General features: G+C 41.8%; 1 protein-coding gene. It reads right to left on the bottom strand.

Going from position 1 to position 687, the window contains the following annotated elements:
* Positions 1-244: 244 nt before the first annotated feature.
* Positions 245-610 (bottom strand): IS66 family insertion sequence element accessory protein TnpB, encoded by a 366-nt coding sequence (gene tnpB / locus R2S57_RS30385; RefSeq protein ID WP_316848662.1) that lies wholly within the window; start codon positions 608-610, stop codon positions 245-247.
* Positions 611-687 lie beyond the last annotated feature (77 nt).

A 687-nucleotide genomic window follows, 5' to 3' on the forward strand; every position in this document is an offset into this window, starting at 1 on the left:
AGATAGCGTTCGCTTTTACTTCCAAAGCTGAGCTTGAGCAATTGTTCCACCCGGTGCAGTAGCTGTTCGTTCATTGCACGCAGTTGCTTAAGATCTTCCCTGATCAGGATATTATCCTGTCTGGTCTGCTCATACAATTCCTTATAGTCAATCTGCTCTGTTGGTTGCATCAATGGCGTTTTCTTATCTTAAAAATAAGAAATACCATCTCTTGTTGCAAGCATTTTTTGATGTTTTTTCTGTCTTATTGCTCTAAAGCCAACTTCGTTTTTTTACTACTGACACGCTGCTTTTCTTTTTGGAATTCTATGCCACGTATCACCTGCAGTAACTGGATTTCACTGATATGTCTGCCCTGGCCATCTGCCCGGAGCGGAGGCACCTGAAAGTTCCCATTGTCCATTTTTTTATAATAGATCACAAAACCTCCATGCTCCCAAAACAGCAGTTTGATGCTCTGACGAGATCGGCTCACAAAAATAAAAACATCTCCATTGCCGGGATCTCTATTCAATTCACCGCGAACAATGCCAGCAAGCCCATTAAAACTTTTCCGCCCATCAATACAGTCAGGATAAACGAAGTATTTTTTATCGCCAGGTACCATCATCCCTTATACATATTGAGTAATGAACCAATGTAATCGGCCGCTACCTGTTGATGAAGATTGATTGTCAAGGCACCTAC

The sequence above is a fragment of the Pedobacter psychrodurus genome, assembly GCF_032678585.1.
GTDB classification, from domain to species: Bacteria; Bacteroidota; Bacteroidia; order Sphingobacteriales; family Sphingobacteriaceae; genus Pedobacter; species Pedobacter psychrodurus_A.

What these genes read in the sequence shown, in the direction of transcription:
- tnpB (WP_316848662.1), bottom strand. Translation starts at nt 610, where the DNA reads ATGATGGTACCTGGCGATAAAAAATACTTCGTTTATCCTGACTGTATT.